At 36.2% G+C, this 18,685-nt stretch carries 18 protein-coding genes; 14 read left to right on the top strand and 4 right to left on the bottom strand.

The genetic code is table 11. The features are described 5' to 3' along the window. Positions 1–55 precede the first annotated feature (55 nt). From KI356_RS06135 to KI356_RS06105, 7 genes are all read left to right on the top strand, one after another. Positions 56–1,516, top strand: coding sequence for an alanine/glycine:cation symporter family protein (locus KI356_RS06135; RefSeq protein ID WP_002116142.1), 1,461 nt, complete (start codon positions 56–58; stop codon positions 1,514–1,516). Further along, on the top strand, positions 1,461–2,381 hold the full coding sequence (locus KI356_RS06130) for an amino acid ABC transporter ATP-binding protein (RefSeq protein WP_274387939.1): 921 nt from the start codon (positions 1,461–1,463) through the stop codon (positions 2,379–2,381). The genes KI356_RS06135 and KI356_RS06130 overlap by 56 nt, the downstream gene beginning before the upstream one ends. A gap of 12 nt (positions 2,382–2,393) precedes the next feature. Continuing rightward, the gene (gene glnH / locus KI356_RS06125) at positions 2,394–3,224 is read left to right on the top strand and encodes a glutamine ABC transporter substrate-binding protein GlnH (RefSeq protein ID WP_128282806.1); all 831 of its coding nucleotides are present in this window, start codon (positions 2,394–2,396) and stop codon (positions 3,222–3,224) included. 83 nt (positions 3,225–3,307) lie between these two features. Beyond that, on the top strand, positions 3,308–3,964 hold the full coding sequence (locus KI356_RS06120) for an amino acid ABC transporter permease (protein ID WP_128282807.1): 657 nt from the start codon (positions 3,308–3,310) through the stop codon (positions 3,962–3,964). Next, entirely contained in the window at positions 3,965–4,609 is a 645-nt protein-coding gene (locus KI356_RS06115) for an amino acid ABC transporter permease (protein ID WP_128282808.1), read from the top strand. It abuts the gene before it with no gap. 204 nt (positions 4,610–4,813) lie between these two features. After that, positions 4,814–6,241 (top strand): amino acid permease, encoded by a 1,428-nt coding sequence (locus tag KI356_RS06110; RefSeq protein ID WP_212935055.1) that lies wholly within the window; start codon positions 4,814–4,816, stop codon positions 6,239–6,241. Next, entirely contained in the window at positions 6,216–6,593 is a 378-nt protein-coding gene (locus tag KI356_RS06105; protein WP_212935054.1) for an OsmC family protein, read from the top strand. Before KI356_RS06110 ends, KI356_RS06105 begins: the two co-directional genes overlap by 26 nt. A 316-nt stretch (positions 6,594–6,909) precedes the next feature. On the opposite strand, the gene KI356_RS06100 is transcribed toward KI356_RS06105, so the two are convergent. Next, complete coding sequence (locus KI356_RS06100; protein ID WP_212935053.1) at positions 6,910–7,851, bottom strand: helix-turn-helix transcriptional regulator; 942 nt, start codon at positions 7,849–7,851, stop codon at positions 6,910–6,912. Positions 7,852–7,959: 108 nt separating this feature from the next. Between KI356_RS06100 and KI356_RS06095 the strand changes: the two genes are divergently transcribed. Continuing rightward, positions 7,960–8,481, top strand: coding sequence for a dihydrofolate reductase family protein (locus KI356_RS06095; protein ID WP_128282812.1), 522 nt, complete (start codon positions 7,960–7,962; stop codon positions 8,479–8,481). Positions 8,482–8,514: 33 nt separating this feature from the next. On the opposite strand, the gene KI356_RS06090 is transcribed toward KI356_RS06095, so the two are convergent. Together KI356_RS06090 and KI356_RS06085 are read right to left on the bottom strand one after the other, a co-directional pair. Continuing rightward, positions 8,515–9,885, bottom strand: a complete 1,371-nt coding sequence (locus tag KI356_RS06090) for a sensor histidine kinase (protein WP_212935052.1) — start codon at positions 9,883–9,885, stop codon at positions 8,515–8,517. Between the two features lie 11 nt (positions 9,886–9,896). Continuing rightward, complete coding sequence (locus tag KI356_RS06085; RefSeq protein WP_128282814.1) at positions 9,897–10,574, bottom strand: response regulator transcription factor; 678 nt, start codon at positions 10,572–10,574, stop codon at positions 9,897–9,899. A gap of 174 nt (positions 10,575–10,748) precedes the next feature. Here KI356_RS06085 and KI356_RS06080 point away from each other — a divergent pair, with 174 nt between their 5' ends. From KI356_RS06080 to KI356_RS06065, 4 genes are all read left to right on the top strand, one after another. Further along, positions 10,749–11,996 (top strand): cell wall-binding repeat-containing protein, encoded by a 1,248-nt coding sequence (locus KI356_RS06080; protein ID WP_212935051.1) that lies wholly within the window; start codon positions 10,749–10,751, stop codon positions 11,994–11,996. A gap of 309 nt (positions 11,997–12,305) precedes the next feature. Then, positions 12,306–13,757 carry a SulP family inorganic anion transporter gene (locus tag KI356_RS06075; protein ID WP_128282816.1) on the top strand — a complete coding sequence of 484 codons (1,452 nt, stop codon included), beginning with the start codon at positions 12,306–12,308 and terminating at the stop codon, positions 13,755–13,757. A gap of 67 nt (positions 13,758–13,824) precedes the next feature. Then, on the top strand, positions 13,825–14,247 hold the full coding sequence (locus KI356_RS06070) for a universal stress protein (protein ID WP_002116162.1): 423 nt from the start codon (positions 13,825–13,827) through the stop codon (positions 14,245–14,247). Positions 14,248–14,622: 375 nt separating this feature from the next. Then, complete coding sequence (locus tag KI356_RS06065) at positions 14,623–14,739, top strand: DUF4027 family protein (protein WP_128282817.1); 117 nt, start codon at positions 14,623–14,625, stop codon at positions 14,737–14,739. 130 nt (positions 14,740–14,869) lie between these two features. On the opposite strand, the gene glpT is transcribed toward KI356_RS06065, so the two are convergent. Next, positions 14,870–16,219: a glycerol-3-phosphate transporter gene (gene glpT, locus KI356_RS06060; protein ID WP_128282818.1), complete on the bottom strand. Its 1,350-nt coding sequence runs from the start codon at positions 16,217–16,219 to the stop codon at positions 14,870–14,872. A gap of 269 nt (positions 16,220–16,488) precedes the next feature. Between glpT and KI356_RS06055 the strand changes: the two genes are divergently transcribed. Both KI356_RS06055 and KI356_RS06050 read left to right on the top strand, forming a co-directional pair. After that, the gene (locus tag KI356_RS06055) at positions 16,489–16,947 is read left to right on the top strand and encodes a MarR family winged helix-turn-helix transcriptional regulator (protein WP_105586101.1); all 459 of its coding nucleotides are present in this window, start codon (positions 16,489–16,491) and stop codon (positions 16,945–16,947) included. A 19-nt stretch (positions 16,948–16,966) separates the two neighbouring features. Beyond that, positions 16,967–18,580, top strand: coding sequence for an MDR family MFS transporter (locus KI356_RS06050; protein ID WP_212935050.1), 1,614 nt, complete (start codon positions 16,967–16,969; stop codon positions 18,578–18,580). Positions 18,581–18,685: the final 105 nt, after the last annotated feature.

The raw sequence follows: 18,685 nt of genomic DNA, 5'->3' as shown, positions 1-18,685 counted from the left end.
CACTTATAATTTTATATATATTCTGAATATTCTTTATAAAGAAGGAGGGGGAAAGTTGGAAGCTATCGTAAGTTGGATAAATAATATTGTTTGGAGTCCCGCACTTGTCTATTTATGTTTAGGAGTAGGCTTATATTTTTCCATTCGAACGAGGTTTTTACAAGTAAGACATGTAGGAGAAATGGTGAAACTTACATTTCAAGGAGAAAAGTCTGATGCTGGTGTTTCCTCATTCCAAGCGTTAGCACTTTCATTATCAGGGCGCGTTGGAACGGGAAATATTGCCGGTGTTGCAACAGCTGTTGCATTTGGTGGTCCAGGAGCTGTCTTTTGGATGTGGGCGGTAGCTTTTCTAGGAGCAGGTTCTGCTTATGTAGAATCGACACTTGCACAAATATATAAGACGAAGCATCAAGGACAATTCCGCGGTGGTCCGGCTTATTACATTGAAAAAGGACTAGGGGTTAAATGGTACGCATTGGTGTTCGTCGCAGCAACGATTCTTGCGACGGGGATGCTGTTACCGGGTGTTCAAGCAAATAGTATTGCTGTAAGTTTAGAAACAGCTTTTGGCATTAATACTTCTGTATCCGGAGCGGTATTAGTAGCGGCATTAGCACTTATTATTTTTGGTGGAGTTAAGCGAATTGTTAACGTAGCGCAAGTTGTAGTTCCATTTATGGCACTTGGCTATATTTTAGTAGCTTGTGTAATTGTCGCTATGAATATTGAAAAATTACCAGATGCTTTCATGTTAATTATAAAAAGTGCATTTGCACTAGAAGCAGCTTTTGGTGGAATTATCGGTTTAGCAATCTCTTGGGGTGTAAAACGTGGTATTTATTCAAATGAAGCAGGGCAAGGAACTGGGGCCCATGCGGCGGCAGCTGCTGAAGTATCGCATCCAGCTAAACAAGGGTTAGTACAAGCATTTTCCGTTTACATTGATACATTATTTGTTTGTTCAGCAACAGCATTTATGATGATTATTACAGGCATGTATAACGTATTTGATGCAAGCGGAAAAAACTTTATCGTCAATAAATTAAATGGTGCACAGCCAGGTCCTGGTTATACACAGGCAGCGGTAGAATCTGTTTTCCCTGGATTTGGAAACGGTTTCGTCGCAATCTCTCTACTATTCTTCGCATTTACAACAATTATGGCTTATTACTACATTGCAGAAACGAATATAGCTTACTTAAATCGTGATAAAGACCGTCCTTGGATGTCTATCGTACTAAAGTTTGTATTCTTAGGAGTTGTATTCTACGGTTGTGTAAAAACAGCAGCAACAGCATGGGCTTTAGGAGATATTGGTGTAGGAATTATGGCATGGGTGAACATTATTGCGATTCTATTATTACAAAAACCGGCATTGATCGCATTAAAGGATTATGAAAAGCAGAAAAAAGAAGGAAAAGATCCAGTATTCGATCCGCAGTCGTTAGGAATTAAAAATGCAGATTTCTGGGAGCATGAATACGGAAAAGATAAGAAAGAAGAAGTATCTTAATAGAATAGAAATGAAAAAGCAAAGGGAAAATCCCTTTGCTTTTTTTATGGGAAAAATGAGGCTGAAAGTTATTTTTTTGCCTATTTTTGAATATAAAAAGAATGTACATGCTTTGTTAGTGGAAGGGGGGAGTATGTTGATAGAGTTTCGTAATGTAAATAAATATTATGGTAACTTTCAAGTTTTAAAAGATATTAATGTGCAAATGAAAAAAGGTGAAGTAGTAGTAGTTGTTGGGCCTTCAGGATCAGGAAAAAGCACGTTGCTTCGGTGTATAAATCAGTTAGAGACCATTACAGATGGAGAGTTAATTGTACAAAATACGGAGGTACACAATGCGAAATCAAATATGAATGAATTACGCCGAAATATCGGGATGGTCTTTCAACATTTTTATTTATATCCACATAAAACGGTTCTTCAAAATATTACACTAGCACCGATTAAAGTAAATAAAGTTTCAAAAGAGGAAGCTGAGAAAACAGCGATGTTTTATTTAGAGAAAGTAGGAATTCCGGAGAAGGCTAGTGTATATCCGCATCAATTATCTGGTGGACAACAGCAAAGGGTAGCGATTGCTAGGGGACTCGCAATGCAGCCGGAAATTATGCTATTCGATGAGCCTACGTCTGCTCTTGATCCAGAGATGATCGGAGAAGTACTTGATGTTATGAAAGCATTAGCCAAAGAAGGCATGACGATGGTTGTCGTCACACATGAGATGGGATTTGCACGTGAAGTAGCAGATAGGATTTTATTTATGGATGAAGGTCAAATTATTGAAGATACAACACCAGCACAATTCTTTGCGAATCCTGAACAAGAAAGAGCTCGTTTGTTTTTAAGTCGGGTGTTAAACCATTAAAGGAGGAATTTCATGCTTAAAATGAAAAAGTTGTTTACCTTAATTGTATTCTCATGTTTATTCGTACTTGTCGTTGCCGGGTGCGGAAGTAAAAAAGATGAGGCGAAGGAAACGAATACGAAGCAAGGCGGGGCTGTTGAGCAAATTAAAAAGCGCGGGAAACTAGTAGTCGGGGTGAAGAATGATACGAACTTATTTGGATTGAAAAATCCTTCAACAGGTCAGGTAGAAGGATTTGATGTTGATATCGCAAAGGCGCTTGCGAAAAAAATCCTTGGAGATGAAAAGAAATTAGAATTAAAAGAAGTAACGTCTAAAACGCGTATTCCACTACTGAAAAATGGAGATATTGATGCAATTATCGCAACAATGACAATTACGGAAGAACGTAAAAAAGAAGTTGATTTTTCAGATGTATATTTTAAAGCAGGGCAATCGTTACTTGTGAAAAAAGGAAGCAATATTAAGAGTATTGATGATATAAAACAAGGTGTGAAAGTATTAGCTGTAAAGGGCTCAACATCTACAAATAACATTCGTCAAAAGTCACCAGAAGCGACTGTATTAGAATTTGAAAATTATAGTGAGGCATTTACAGCGTTAAAAGCGGGGAAAGGTGATGTTTTAACGACAGATAATGCAATTCTTTACGGAATGGCAAAACAAGATGCTAATTATGAAGTTGTAGGGAAAATTTTTACGGATGAACCATACGGAATTGCAGTGCAAAAGGGTGCAGAGGATTTAACAAAAGAGATTAATAGTTTATTAAAAGATATGAAAGCTAATGGAGAATACGATAAATTATATGAAAAATGGATCGGTCAAAAACAAGAAAAATAAAGTGACACTAATTGGAATAAATAATAAGAATGAGAGGATGAGAGATGCTCATCCTCTTCTTGTAAAGAAAGAGGGGAGAATATGTGCCTGATTTTTCTATATTAACGAATAACATTGATATGTATGTAGAAGGATTTAAATATACAGTAATGTCTAGTGTACTTGCATTAATAGGAAGTTTTATTTTAGGAGTTATTTTGGCGGTAATGCGTATAGCACCTATTCGCGTTTTAAATTGGATCGGATCTGCTTTTGTAGAGTTTGTAAGGAATATTCCACTCGTATTAATTGCATTTATATTCTATTTTGCTTTACCTGTAATAGGAATCACTTTAAATGGTTTTGTAGCAGGGACAGTTACGCTTACTGTATATACTGCATCGTTTATTGCGGAAGTCATTCGCGCCGGTATTTTATCCGTAGCAAAAGGTCAAATGGAAGCAGCACGTTCCTCAGGATTGACTTATACGCAAGCGATGTACCATGTCGTTTTACCTCAAGCGATGAAAATCGTAATCCCTCCTTTAGGAAATCAATTTCTCAATTTAGTAAAAAACTCTTCCATACTCGGAATTATCGCTGGTACGGATTTGATGTATCAAGGAGATTTAATTTCAACGAAGACGTTTGTTACGTTTGATGTCTATATATTTGTCGGGATGTTTTATTTAATATTAACAATTCCGCTCAGTATGCTAGTGCGTTATTTAGAAAAACGCTTAGCAAAGGAGGCGGTGTAAATGGATTTTAAGGGAGCAATTACAGGTGATCATATTCTGTTTTTATTAAAAGGATTACTTATAACGTTAGAGGTAGCACTCGTAGCAATTGTGCTTAGCTTTATTATTGGTAGTGTAATAGGGATATTGCGCTACATGAAAATACCTGTCGTCTCACAAGTCTTAGGAATTATCGTTGAAGTGATTCGAAATTTACCACTACTTTTAATTATATTTTTCACATATTTTGCACTGCCAGAAGCAGGATTGAAATTAGAAATTATAACAGCTACAATTGTTGCTTTAACAATATTTGAAGCAGCAATGATATCTGAAATTGTTCGAAGTGGTTTATTATCTATTGAAAAAGGACAGATTGAGGCTGCAAGATCTTCAGGATTAACGTATGTTCAAGCACTTTGGCATATTATTTTACCACAAGCATTAAGAAGAATGGTCCCGCCGCTTGTCAGTCAGTTTATTTCATTGCTGAAAGATACATCGCTTGCAGTTGTTATATCATTACCAGAGCTTATGCATAATGCTCAAATTATTAGCGGGCAGAATGTAAATTATATGATCCCAACGTTTATAGTAGTAGCTTGTATGTACTTTATCGTAAATTATAGTTTATCAATTTTATCGAGAAGATTAGAGCTTCGTTAACTCTTACAATATATGTAAGGGTTTTCCCTTGTTTCTCCTTATTTTCCTCTAAATAGTATCTAAATCTTGCAATAATTCGATTTTTTATATTATTTTATCAGAAAAGTGTTAATTTTATATAGAAATTGTAATCGCTTTCGTGTATATTTTTATTATCAGAAAATTTTAAAAAGAGATAGGGGTACTTGTAGGGGGAGGATTAAGATGCAGCAAACAACGAATGAGAAATTACATCGTACGATGAAGAGTAGACATTTATTTATGATCGCACTAGGTGGAGTAATCGGAACTGGTTTTTTTCTAGGTTCAGGTTACACCATTAATCAGGCTGGACCAGGGGGAGCCATCCTTTCATATTTAGTGGGCGGATTTATTATGTATTTAACAATGCTTTGTCTTGGAGAGCTAACGGTAGCAATGCCAGTTTCAGGATCTTTCCAAAAGTATGCGACGAAGTTTATTGGACCAGGAACTGGGTTTATGATCGGCTGGCTATACTGGATTGGTTGGGCAGTAACAGTAGGATTAGAATTAACATCGATCGGTTTAATGATGAAAAGATGGTTTCCGAATGTTGATGTTTGGGTATGGTGTCTCGTATTCGGGGTTATTTTATATGCTTCAAATGCAATATCAGCGAAAAGTTATGCTGAATTAGAGTTTTGGTTCTCTAGCATTAAAGTAGTTACAATTATTGCATTCATTCTACTTGGTGGTAGCGCATTACTAGGATTTTTACCATACGACGGAAAAGAAGCAGCGCCTCTTTTCTCTAACTTTGTAAGTGATGGTGGGCTATTCCCAAATGGACTAGCTGCAGTGCTTCTTACGATGATTACAGTTAACTTTTCCTTCCAAGGAACAGAGTTAATCGGGATTGCAGCAGGAGAGAGTCAGAATCCTGAAAAAACAATTCCACGCGCAATTCGTAATACAGTATGGCGCATTATGTTATTCTTCATTTTAACAATGACAATTTTAGTAGGGTTAATTTCTTGGAAAGAAGCAGGGATAATTGAAAGTCCATTCGTAGTTGTATTTGATAAAATCGGTATTCCATATGCAGCGGATATTATGAACTTCGTTATTATTACCGCTTTATTATCTGTAGCGAACTCAGGATTATATGCAGCAACGCGTATACTATGGTCACTTGCAAATGAAGGAATGGCACCAACTTCTTTCAAGAAAGTAAATAAACGTGGTATTCCGATTACAGCGCTAGTCGTAACGATTGCTGTTGCGGCGTTATCCTTATTAACAAGCTTCCTTGCAGAAGATACAGTATATATGTACTTATTGTCTATAGCTGGTTTATCTGCTGTTTCAAGTTGGATCATTATTGCTTTATCGCAACTTCGCTTTAGAAGTCAATATTTAAAAGGCGGAGGAAAATTAGAGGACTTAAAGTATAGAACACCACTATACCCGCTTGTTCCAATTTTAGCTTTAATTACAAATAGTATCGTTGTTATTAGTTTAGCGTTTATTCCAGAACAAAGAATGGCGTTATATTGTGGTATTCCATTTATCATTTTCTGCTACATATATTATTATATAAGTAAGAAACGGAAGAAACCGATGAAAGTGGAGATGGAAAAAACAAATGAAACTAACAATCAAACACGATGATATAGAAGCAGATTTATCGTATGGTCAATTAGCGATTGGAAAAGAAAACGGATATTCACCGTTACAATTACTAATCTCTTCTATCGCAGGATGTAGTGCAATTGTCTTTCGCACAATTTTAGAGAAAAAACGTATTACATACGATACGTTTACAATTGAAACTGAAATTGGTAGAAGTGACGCTCTATCAAAACCAGTTGAAAGTGTTCATTTGCACTATAAAATTAAAGCGGAAAATATTACAGAAGAGCAGTTGGACAAGGCGTTGCAACTTGCAGTGAAAAATTGCACAATTGTTCAATCTGTAAAAGATAGTATAAAGGTTACAGAAACAATTGAATTAATAAAGTGAAACTTTAATCAGTGGGGGTGTTTATCCCCACTGATTATTAGCTTTCACCAATCGGGCTTTTACGGGCAGTTGATCTCCTACCTAACTTCGTTGCTTTATAGCAGAATTTTGAGATAGGAGTCTTACTGCCCGTTAATGCGGGATAAAGTGAAATGTAAAAACGTGAGAATAGGGCGCTCACGTTTTTTGTTTTAGAAAGAGAGAATGGTGGTACTGAAAATATGAATGCGGCATATCGTTGGTGGATTCATATTCGTCAATAGTAAAACAATAGGAACAAATAGACTAAAAAAGCTGCTTATATTTAGCAGCTTTTTTAGTTTTCATACATATTTAAAATTTCTTTCGCATGTATACGTAAACCATCTATCAATTCTTGCGGTTCTAAAACTTGTGCATCTTTTCCAAGCCGATAAAATAGAGGCGTAATAAAATTAATTTCTCCTTTATCAATTGTTGAATTTATATATCCGGTCCCATCTTCGTTTACTACAACGAGCTCTTCAAGGTAAGGAACGCTTTTACATTGGCGCACGCCCTCTGCCCTTAGTAAAACATGTAACTGAGTAGGAACGTTTATTACGTTAGAGTTAGAGGCGAACCATTCTTCTAAATTCATAAACTCATCTTTAGTTTCTTCGGTCGATAATATGGAAAGAATACGATCCACGCGATACAGCAATACTTTGTTTCGACTGTAGTCATAGGATGGCAAATACCATAAACCATCGTGAGCATATATACCGATAGGGTGAACGTGTTTTGTTTTTATTCCTGCTTTAGATTCGTATTGAAAGTGTAGATTTTTGTTTTCAATAGCGGCTGTTAACACTTCTTTTAAAAATGGGGTATCAATTGTCCTTTTAGGGTTCCAAAAAGCGATATAAGAACGTATTGTATCAACTTTAGCTTTCGCGTCATTTTGTAGAGAGCTATACAGTTTATGAGTAACAGAATTGATTTCTGTGTTAAAAGGCAAGTCTCGGTAGTAGCTTAAAGATTGAAAAGCAAAAAAGATGGAGACCGCTTCTTCTTCCGTAAATAAAATAGGGGGAATTACTCTATTCGTTAATACTTTATATCCTCCGTTGCGACCTTGTTCAGCATAAATCGGTAATCCCATATCACTTAAATCTAAAATGTATCTATGGACAGTACGAACGGAAATATTAAATTCATCAGCTATTTCTTGAGCTGTAAATGTTTTTTTCGCGGAAGCAAATATAAGAATATCTAATAAACGTTTTGCTTTTGACAAATACATCACCTTTTTTCTTTTTTAACATGACGTAAATTGTCATGTTTTATTGTTAGTATATTGTTTACATCATAATGTTATCAAGATGAGATACAAGGAGGAAAAAATATGTCACGTGAAGTTGTTTTATTTATTGCAGCGAGCTTAGATGGATATATTGCGAAAGAAGATGATGATTTACAGTGGTTAATGGAAACGGAAGGAGAAGGAGACAACGGTTATACAGAAATGTACGAAACGATTGATACAATAATTATGGGAAAGAAAACGTACGATTATGTAGTAGAGCATACAGAAACATTCCCGTACCTAGATAAAGCATGTTATGTTTTTTCTCGTTCAGAAAAAGGCTCAAATGGAAATCTGGAGTTTGTAAATGAAGATGTAGTAGAGTTTGTAAAAAAGTTAAAAGAGCAGGAAGGATCTAAAATATGGATGGTCGGTGGAGGGAGTCTACTAAGAGAATTTTTTAAGAATAATCTAATTGATGAATATGTTGTTACGATTACACCTCATATATTAGGTTCTGGAGTGCCGTTATTTCAAGAAAAGAATCCGGAAATTAATTTAACTTTAACGGATACAAAACGTTTTGGACAATTTGTAAATTTATATTATAAGGTAAAATGATAAAAAACACGACTATTGATGATAGTCGTGTTTCTACATAAATGGCAATGAAATTGTAAAACAAGACCCACGGTCAACGTCACTTGTGACAGTAATATTTCCGCCATGTAGTTCTACAATTTCCTTCACGATAGAAAGTCCTAAACCGGTTCCGCCTGTAGCACGTGTTCTTGCTTTATCAACACGATAAAAGCGGTCGAAAATGTGAGGGAGGTCTTCTTTAGGAATACCTTCACCTTCGTCCTTAATTTTGATGAAAATACGTTTATGTTCTTCTGTAACAGAAATGTTGATATGAGAATGTTCTTTTGAATGTCTATAAGCGTTATTTAAAATGTTTACTACAACTTGTTCGAATCGCTGTTCATCTAATTTTACTAGCAGTGAAGGAGGACAAGCGAAAGAAACTTTAATATGCTTTTCTTCGAACATCGCGTTTACTTTTTCGGTTATGCGAGTAAGAAAAGACTGAACATGCACTTCTGTTGCTTGAATAGAAAAACTATGTTTTTCCATTTGTGCAAGTAAAAATAAGTCTTGAACTAAGTTTGTAATGTAATCAGATTCATCTTTAATAATGGATAAGTATCGTAAACGTTGCTCAGGAGTTGTACTGTCTTTTAATGCAATATCAGCATAACCTCTTACGTACGTTAAAGGTGTTCGCAATTCATGGGCAACACTCGCTAAAAATTCGCTTCGTTCCGTTTTCATATAATGTAAATCATTTGCGAGAGTTTGGATGGATTGGGCTAGTTCACCAATTTCGTCATTTCGAGTAGTCGTTAATGAAACGGATAAATCACCCTTACTCATTTTTTCAGTCGCTCGTTTCATGTGTAACAATGGTTTTGTTAACAAACGTGATAATAGAAAGATGGTGATGGCTGTTAATAGAAAAGTAATGACTCCGGCGATAATGAATTGTCTTGTTAGCCCGTTAACCATTTCTTCGATTGATTCCGTTCCGAGAAACATATATACATAGCCTTCTATGGTGCCATCTACTACAATGGGACTCACTGTACATATATAATTAGATGTTTTCCAATGATTTTCTATAATTGCTCCATTATGATCTGTTCGTGTTTGCATGCTTTCAATATGTTTTTTTATAGTGGTATTTATTTCATTAGATTTAGCTAGTACATCCTTATTTGCATTTGTAATAACGACAGTTGTTTCGGCTTCGGATTCCATTAAAGCGACATGGGAGATTGTTTGCCTGTCAAAATACTTTTCAAGGACATCTCGGTGACTATTTCCTCGCTTTAATAAAGCTGTCATTTCTTCATTTACTCTATTGTTTACAAGGCTATAATAGAGCAAAACAAATAGAACGCTTTCGATTAAAAGTGTGACAATTAGAAAATAAAATCCGAATTGAATAGAGATTCGTTTCATCGCTTTGCTCCTTACTCTAGGGTATCAATCCATCGATAACCTACTCCGTATACAGTCTTTAAATGATGATCAATAGGGAAATTTACTTTCCGTAATTTATCACGTAAATTACGAATATGTGAATCGACTGTGCGATCTTCTGTATTTGTATTGAATCCCCAAATTCGCTCAATGAGCTGATCGCGGCTCAATACGTAGTTCACATGACGTAAAAATAATCCGAGCAAAGAGAATTCGATTGGAGTGAGAAGAAGTTCTTCATCATGGACAGATACAAAATGTTTTGCCTCATCCCATAAAATGCCGTGATATTGGATTTGCGCATGTTGATTCGTACGCCGTAAAACAGCTTCAATTCTTGCAAAGAGCTCCTCTTCATGAAAAGGTTTTGTTACATAATCATCTGCTCCAAGTTTTAATCCTTGAACGACATCTACCGTTTGATCACGAGCAGTTACCATAATGATTGGAACGTTACTAAATGATCGAATTCTTTTGCACGTTTCCCATCCGTCCATCTTTGGCATCATAATATCGAGTAAAACAAATTTAAAGTTTCGATTTTCTATATGTGAAATAGCTTCTTCTCCGGATACTGCACATACGCAGTTATATCCGATTGGAGTAAGATAAAGCGTTAATAATTCAAGCATTCTCGGTTCATCATCTACGAGTAGTATATCGATCATAGAGTACCTCCGCATTTGTAGTTATTACTTAAATTGTAAGTCAAACTCATGAAGAAATGGTGCAGATTATGATGCATCTGCATAATTTCTTCAGAATTGCTTGTTATCGTAAAGTTGAAATTTCATTTTAGGTAATCATATTGGCTCGAAAATGATTATTACGGAGGCGGTATAATGAAAAAAATGACTCGAATTTTGGGAGTAACGATCATTACAGCAGTTGGTCTTGCTGCATGTGGACAAACGAATACAGACCATAAAAATCATGAATCTACAAAAGAGAAGAAAACAGAGCAAAAGGAAATGAAAATGAATCAGGAGGTAACTGCGCCGAAAGAAATGAATAGCGGGGCATCGAATGATTTATTAACGACAAGTTTAAAAAATGTGACGAGATTAAATACAAATGATCCACTCAAAATGGCAGTATTAACTTCGCAAACGATATGGCCAGCAACTCATAAAGAGAATCAACCAGGCGCGGTTATTTTAGTGCCAGTGAACGAATGGCAATTAGGTATTGCAAGTGCCGATCTTATCCATCATCCAAACAACGGACCTATATTATTTATAGAAAAAGAAAAGGTATCCGAAATGACGTTAAAAGAAATAAAAAGATTAAATCCGCTCGGAACGAAAGATGGAACGCAAATTATGGTGATGGGTGATGTAGGTGCAGCTAGCCTAGATCAATTAAAAGACTATAAAGTAAAGCAAATAAAAGAAACGGATTCAGCTAAATTTGCGAAAGATGTTGATAAAGAATATGCCGATATAACAGGGAGTTATCCAAATAGCGTTATTATTGGTTCATCTGAAGAAGAAGGACGTTTATATACAATGCCAGCTGTAAATTGGATTTCTCATATGCCAGAACCACTTTTATATGTAGAAAAGGATAAAGTGCCAGAAGCGACAATCGAGGCATTGAAAATGAGAAAAGATAAAGCGAATATATATGTGTTAGGACCAGAAAAAATCATTTCAAAAGAAGTAGAAAAAGAGTTAAGTAAATATGGGAAAGTAACACGTATTAGTGGGGAGACTCCAACAGAAAATTCGATTGCATTTGCGAAATTTAAAGATGAAAAAACGAAATTTGGCTGGGGATTCACAAAACCTGGTCACGGTTTGTCGTTTGTTTCAAGCGAAACACCAGACTTAGCAATTGCGGGAGCCCCTTTTTCACATATGGGTAAACATGCCCCTGTTATCTTATTAGAGGAAGGAAAAGCTTCACAACCAGTTTATGACTTCCTTGCTACTATTCAGCCGAAATTCAAAGGTGATCCGACACTTGGTCCATACAATCATGGGTTCTTATTAGGGAATACTGAAAATATTTCATTTGAAACACAAGGGATATTAGATGAGAGGTTAGAGATTGTTCAAGAAAATGGTCAAGGTCACGGTGGACATTAATAAAGTGAAACTTTAATCAGTGGGGGTTTTGTTCATTGCCCACTGATTATCAGCCCTCACCAATCGGGCATTTACGGGCAGCCCGCCCCCACCTAACTTCTTTGCTTTCGCTGAATTTTGAGGTGGGGTCTTACTGCCCGGCAAATAGCGGGATGAAATGAGAAAAGACGCTACGAAGGTAGCGTCTTTTCTTTAGGAAAATTTTACATAGTAAAAAATCCTTTACTCGTTATATAATAGCCTTCGTGCAGTCGGCTCTGATTTTCTTACGGAGAAAATCAAATTACAAAAGAGTAGAGGAGTGTTATTTTGTTTCAAACTATAAAAAATGAATGGTTCTCAAATGTGAGGGGGGACATGCTATCGGGAATTGTTGTTGCTTTAGCGTTAATTCCTGAAGCGATAGCTTTCTCTGTTATTGCAGGCGTAGATCCGACCGTTGGATTATACGCAGCCTTTTGTATTGCGGTTACAATTTCGTTTGTGGGCGGCAGGCCTGGGATGATCTCAGCGGCAACAGGTGCAATGGCGTTATTAATGGTGACGCTCGTGAAAGATCACGGTTTACAATATTTATTCGCTGCGACAATATTAACAGGTATTGTCCAAATTATTTTTGGGGTATTCAAACTTAGTTCATTTATGAAGTTTGTTCCGAAATCAGTTATGAGTGGTTTTTTAAATTCACTTGGTATTTTAGTTTTTACAGCGCAATTGCCGCATTTTAAAAATGCAACTTGGCAAATGTATGCACTTGTCGCATTAGGACTTGCAATTATATATTTATTTCCACGTATTACGACGGCTGTACCGTCTACACTTATTTCAATTATTATTGTGACAAGTATTGCACTTATGAGCGGATTACAGTTGAAAACAGTAGGGGATATGGGAAGCTTACCGAAAGAATTACCATTCTTTAGTATTCCTCATGTACCGTTTACACTTGAGACATTAGGGATTATATTACCGTACTCAGTTATGCTTGCAATTATTGGTTTACTAGAGTCATTATTAACGGCTTCGGTTTTAGACGATATGACACATACGGAAAGTAATAAACATAAGGAAGCACGTGGCCAAGGTATTGCAAACATTGTCGCTGGTTTCTTCGGAGGAATGGCAGGATGTGCAATGATTGGACAATCTGTTATTAACATTAAATCAGGTGGGCGCGGGAGATTATCGACGTTTGTAGCCGGTGGTTTTTTAATCGTATTGCTATTTGTTTTAGGTGATTACGTTGTTCATATTCCGATGGCTGCTTTAGTTGCTGTTATGATTATGATTTCGATTGGGACGTTTGATTGGCACTCTGTAGCAACGATTCATAAAGTACCAAAAGGAAACGCTTTTGTTATGATCGTAACAGTTGTCATTGTCCTAATCACACATAATTTAGGATTAGGTGTAATTATCGGAACAGTAATTAGTGCAGTTTTATTTGCATTCAATATGGCAAAGATTCACGTGAAACATTCGTATATTGAAAATAAGAAAATATACGAAATTCACGGTCAACTTTTTTTCGCATCTACGACAGAGTATATAAATGCTTTTTCATACAATGAAGATGTGAAAGAAATTGAGATGAACTTTACTCATGCACATGTATGGGATGATTCAGCAGTAGCGGCAATTGATAAAGTTATAATGAAGTATGAACAGAACGGTGTGAAAGTAAGGATCACAGGGTTAAATGAACGAAGCTCGCAGATTGTTTCAAATTTAGCTACTTATAATAAGAAAATTGCTAGTTAATAAAGCCTCCTTTTTAGGAGGCTTTATTATATAATACGGGTAGGATAACGAAAAGGGGATTCAGCATATGTACAAACAAATTATATTAGCATGTGATGGTTCTGAACATGCACTTCGAGCAGCCGAGCATGCAACATATATTGCGAAATTTAACGAAGAAACACATGTTGAAGTTGTGTACGTAGTAGATAATAGAACGGCAAAATCAGATATTATACAAGGACAAACGGATTTAGAAACAATATCAGCTAGTCGAAAAGATAAATTAAAAGAGATTGAGAGTTTATTAAAGAAAGGGAACATTACCTACAAAATTACGATTCTACATGGCGATCCAGGAGATACGATTGTTCAATATGTAAATACAGGTGATATAGATCTTGTTATTGCTGGGAGTAGAGGGCTAAATACATTGCAAGAGATGGTGCTTGGTAGTGTAAGTCATAAAATAGCGAAGCGTGTGAAATGCCCGGTGATGATTATAAAGTGAAACTTTAATCAGTGAGGGGTTTTGTTCATCCCCCATTGATTATTAGCCTTCACCAATCGGGCATTTACGGGCAGCCCGACTCCCACCTAACTTCTTTGCTTTCGCTGAATTTTGAGGTGTGGGTCTTACTGCCCACAAATAGCGGGATAAAATAAATTGAGTGAGATATTCTGTAATGTAAGCAAGACCTTGATATAATTCAAGGTCTTTTTTTGTGTATAAAGGGGGAAAGTGTGGACATAATAGATATATAAATTTAGAGGGAAATTGTTAACTTACAAATTTGTAAGTTAGTTGTCAGCGAAATCGATGTTATGAAATTTTTTCCATTGATAAAATAAGAATATCAAAGGGGATATAGGGAGGATGAAGAAGATGAAAGCATTACAAAATTTATCATATAGCCAAGGTGTGGGGCTTATTTGTTTAGGTGGATTTGCTGGATCTGTTATGTTAGCTGTTTTAGTAAAGATGTTTCAGCAAATGTTTTAATTTTATAGTAGGGAAGGAATTGGTTGTTATAAATAGTAAGAAAAGGATTGTAAATAAAAAATAGCTCGTAGCATGTATGTAAACGCTAAGAGCTATTTTTATGTTTGTTTTTTTACATATTATATTTTGTTTAAGCTTGTTTTGACTTTGCAGATCCTGTATTTAAAGTAAGAGCAAGGAAGAACATTGCAAGTACGCAAGATGCAAGTAGTAAGATGAATCCGCCGTCCCATCCGAATCCATCTACAATAAAGCCCATAGCTGCGCTAGCAAAAGTAGCTCCGCCTAGGTAACCGAAGAAACCAGTTAAACCAGCGGCAGTTCCAGCAGCTTTTTTTGGTGCTAAGTCTAGCGCGTGTAGACCGATTAACATAACAGGTCCATAAATTAAAAATCCAATGGAAACAAGTGCGATACTATCAATGATTGGGTGACCAGCAGGATTCAGCCAGTAAACAAGAACGGCAATGAATACACCGACCATAAATAAAATACCAGCAGGTGCGCGGCGCCCTTTAAACAGTTTATCACTCATCCATCCGCAAAGAAGTGTACCTGGAATACCAGCCCATTCATATAGAGCATAAGCTGTACGTGAGCTACTATGAGTAAAGCTTTTTTCTTCTACTAAATAAGTAGGAGCCCAGTCTACAACGCCGTAACGAACGAAATAAACAAAAACGTTAGCGATAGCGATATACCATAAAAACTTATTGTTTAATATATATTTAAATAAAATTTCCTTTACCGAAAGTTCGCGTTCGCGATCTTTTACTTTTTCATTTGATGGATATTCCCCAGTATGTTCTTCAATAGAAGGTAATCCGCAAGATTGAGGTGTATCTCTCATTGTAATTAATACATAAATCCCAACTAAAATCGAAAGAATACCTGGGAAGTAAAATATACTTTTCCAGTCATTTGCAAAGAAATATAAGCCTAATGTAACGAGAGAAGGCATAAGCGCGCCGCCGACATTATGAGCGACGTTCCAAATAGACATTTTTGTACCACGTTCACTAACGGAGAACCAGTGAACCATCGTACGGCCACAAGGAGGCCATCCCATACCTTGTACCCATCCATTTAAAAACTGAAGTACAAACATAAGTGCAATGCTCGTTGTAATGAAAGAAAATGAGCCGAAAATAATATTAATGATACCTGATAAAAATAGCCCAGCTGCTAAAAAATAGCGAGGATTACAACGATCGGATACGATACCCATAAGAAATTTACTTAATCCGTAAGCGATAGATACTGCTGAAAGGATAACCCCAAGTTCTCCTTTACTAAAGCCTTGTTCGATTAAGTATGGCATTGCGAGTGAAAAGTTTTTTCGAACAAAGTAGTAACCCGCATAACCGATGAAGATGCCCAAGAATACTTGTAAACGCAATTTACGATATTCGCTATCAGTGCGATCAGCAGGTAAGCGTTCTGCGTGGGGCGCAGGTTTAAATAATTGTGTGAAAAACATAAAATAAAAATCCTCCCCTAATTAATTGGAAGCGTTTTAAGACAGAGAGAATACAAAAAGGCTATGAAATATAAAAAAGTTCCCTTTTTTATGATTCATAGCCGTATACTCCGATTCTCCGTGACTGTCAATATTAACTTCGACGAAAATTATACAACTTTGTGACAGAAATGTAAACGTTTTTATAAAAAAATGTTGACGTAGTTTGTTTGTAGGATTAATATTTAAATACGTTAAATATTTTATTGCTTAAATAAGAGGTGGATAACATGCCAAATGATATGACTCATATTGATAAGATTCAAGCTCTTACATTTGCTATAGGAAAGAAAATGCAAACAGAGCTATTAGAACAAATGCAAGCATCAGGACTTACACCACCGCAGTTTTATATTTTAAAGATTTTAGATCATTATGGAGCTTCAAGAGCGACACAATTAGCGGAAAAAATGTACGTAAAACCAAGTGCAATTACAGTAATGATTGACCGTTTAATTGATCATGGATTAGTAGAGCGCTATCACGACGATAATGATCGCCGCGTAGTTGTCATTGAGCTAACTAAAAAGGGGAAAGCTACAGTAGAAGAGGCGATGGCGGCTCGTAATGAGCATATTGCAAAATATTTCTCACACTTAGAATTACAAGAGAGGGAAGATTTGTTACGCCTCTTTGAAAAGCTAGAAACAATTATTTGCGGGACACCAGAGAAAAAAGAGAAAAATTAAGAGGAATTGAGGAGATTACATGGAGCAACAAGAAAATCAGAATAGAAAGTTGTTGTTAATCGGTTTAGTAATCGCGATGCTATTTGCTGCATTGGACGGAACAATCGTTGGTACAGCAATGCCGCGTATCGTAGGTGAACTAGGCGGATTAAGTTTAATGACATGGTTAACAACAGCTTATATGTTAACATCAACAACGGTTGTACCGATTGCAGGTAAATTAGCGGATTTACTTGGGCGTCGTAACGTATATATAGCAGGATTAATTATCTTTATGGTTGGTTCAGCGTTATGTGGTATGGCAAACGGTATGACAGAATTAATTATTTTCCGTGGTATTCAAGGTCTTGGTGGCGGTATTATGATGCCAATGGCTATGATTATTATCGGGGATATGTTCACGGGTAAAGAACGTGCTAAGTGGCAAGGTATTTTTGGTGCGCTATACGGTCTTGCTTCTGTAATTGGACCACAAGTTGGTGGTTGGATTGTAGACGCAGTGAACTGGAGATGGGTATTCTATATTAACTTACCAGTTGGTATTTTAGCGACAATCTTTATCGCAATGGGATTAAAAGCACATAAACAAACAGGACCAATTAAAATTGATATCGCTGGAATCTTCACGATGATTCTCGGTGTTGTAAGTTTATTACTTGCTTTAACGTTTGGTGGGAAAGATTACCCATGGGGTTCTTGGCAAATTATCGGGCTATTTGCACTAGCTGCCATTGGTATTGTTAGCTTTATTATCGTTGAAACGAAAGCTGAAGAACCAATTTTACCGATGCATTTCTTTAAAAATCGCACGTTTACAATACTGAATGCGATCGGTTTCTTTATGAGCATCGGAATGTTCGGTGCTATTATGTTCGTACCATTCTTTATGCAAGGAATTGTAGGAGTAAGTGCTGCTGAATCAGGAACGATTATGACACCGATGATGATTACAATGATTGTTATGAGTATTATCGGTGGTCAACTTGTATTAAAAGTTGGTGTGAAACCACAAATTATTACAGGGATGCTTATTATGGCTGGTGGTTTTGGGTTATTAACAACGATGGATATGCACACAACTAAGCTTACCGCTACTGTTTATATGATGGTTATCGGTTTAGGAATGGGTCTTGTTATGCCAACATTAACATTGGCGTTACAAGAAAGTTTCCCGAAAAAAGATCTTGGTGTTGTAACATCATCAAGCCAATTCTTCCGTCAAATCGGTGGAACATTCGGTATTACAATTTTAGGATCAATTATGAATAACACTTCAGGTACAACATTAACAAATAAATTAATACCTGTACTAGATACATTCCCGAAAGAAGCGGGACAAATGGTAACAAAATTTAAAGATATGATTCATACAGACCCACAAGGTCTATATTCGATGCTCTTTAATCCAGAAGCATTAAAGCAAATGCCAGAAGCATTCGCTAATAGCATCGTACCAATTTTGAAAAGCTCTTTAGTAGACTCACTTCATACTGTATTCTTAACAGGATTAGTATTTATCATAGTAGGTGCAATCTTTACGATTTTCTTACAGAAGATTAAACTGTCTGATCGTAAAAAAGGTGCTGAAGAGCCTGCTGTGGAAGAGAACGAACGAGCTGTATCATCTTCGTAATGAAAAAGCATCGCCTTATGGCGGTGCTTTTTTTGAGTATAACCTTAAAAGCTTTTTTATGAGAAATGATTGACGTATTTTTATAAATAAGTTATATTATTTTGT

The sequence above is a fragment of the Bacillus hominis genome (assembly GCF_018332515.1).
Classification (GTDB): domain Bacteria; phylum Bacillota; class Bacilli; order Bacillales; family Bacillaceae_G; genus Bacillus_A; species Bacillus_A hominis.
Note: the sequence above shows the minus strand (reverse complement) of the source record. Positions and strands in the feature narration are given on the sequence as shown.

Coding starts and splice junctions, on each gene's coding strand:
- KI356_RS06080 (WP_212935051.1), top strand. CDS start 10,749: ATGAAAAAAATGACTCGAATTTTGGGAGTAACGATCATTACAGCAGTT.
- KI356_RS06105 (WP_212935054.1), top strand. CDS start 6,216: ATGAAACTAACAATCAAACACGATGATATAGAAGCAGATTTATCGTAT.
- KI356_RS06115 (WP_128282808.1), top strand. CDS start 3,965: ATGGATTTTAAGGGAGCAATTACAGGTGATCATATTCTGTTTTTATTA.
- KI356_RS06055 (WP_105586101.1), top strand. CDS start 16,489: ATGCCAAATGATATGACTCATATTGATAAGATTCAAGCTCTTACATTT.
- KI356_RS06130 (WP_274387939.1), top strand. CDS start 1,461: ATGCAGATTTCTGGGAGCATGAATACGGAAAAGATAAGAAAGAAGAAG.
- KI356_RS06085 (WP_128282814.1), bottom strand. CDS start 10,574: ATGATCGATATACTACTCGTAGATGATGAACCGAGAATGCTTGAATTA.
- KI356_RS06070 (WP_002116162.1), top strand. CDS start 13,825: ATGTACAAACAAATTATATTAGCATGTGATGGTTCTGAACATGCACTT.
- KI356_RS06050 (WP_212935050.1), top strand. CDS start 16,967: ATGGAGCAACAAGAAAATCAGAATAGAAAGTTGTTGTTAATCGGTTTA.
- KI356_RS06065 (WP_128282817.1), top strand. CDS start 14,623: ATGAAAGCATTACAAAATTTATCATATAGCCAAGGTGTGGGGCTTATT.
- KI356_RS06095 (WP_128282812.1), top strand. CDS start 7,960: ATGTCACGTGAAGTTGTTTTATTTATTGCAGCGAGCTTAGATGGATAT.
- glnH (WP_128282806.1), top strand. CDS start 2,394: ATGCTTAAAATGAAAAAGTTGTTTACCTTAATTGTATTCTCATGTTTA.
- KI356_RS06110 (WP_212935055.1), top strand. CDS start 4,814: ATGCAGCAAACAACGAATGAGAAATTACATCGTACGATGAAGAGTAGA.
- glpT (WP_128282818.1), bottom strand. CDS start 16,219: ATGTTTTTCACACAATTATTTAAACCTGCGCCCCACGCAGAACGCTTA.
- KI356_RS06090 (WP_212935052.1), bottom strand. CDS start 9,885: ATGAAACGAATCTCTATTCAATTCGGATTTTATTTTCTAATTGTCACA.